Annotated in this window: 1 protein-coding gene; it reads right to left on the bottom strand. The window is 62.4% G+C overall.

The features are described from left to right. Positions 1-282 (bottom strand): TetR family transcriptional regulator C-terminal domain-containing protein (locus SB772_RS40150; RefSeq protein ID WP_410838538.1); only part of this gene is annotated, 282 nt, incomplete at both ends.

Genomic DNA, 282 nt, shown 5'->3' with positions numbered 1-282 from the left:
TGCCAAGCCACCGCTTGGGCATCCGGCATGGAAAATTCTCCCGCTGCTTGGCCCTCATCGAGAACCACCCGGATGACGTCCTGCCAAGCATCCATTTGGCTCCGCACGGTGGCCGATAACAGCTCACTGCGACGCCCGAGGGTCCATGCGTCCACCCACACTGCCGTCACGTCCAAACGCTTCGCTTCGAGCATGGTTTCCACCAAGTAGCCCAGGCGCGCACCGGGACCGGCGATCACTTCGAGGGTCGACCGAACCTCTGCGATCTCCTCTGAGACGATC

Source organism: Paraburkholderia sp. SIMBA_030 (assembly GCF_046535245.1).
Classification (GTDB): domain Bacteria; phylum Pseudomonadota; class Gammaproteobacteria; order Burkholderiales; family Burkholderiaceae; genus Paraburkholderia.
Note: the sequence above shows the minus strand (reverse complement) of the source record. Positions and strands in the feature narration are given on the sequence as shown.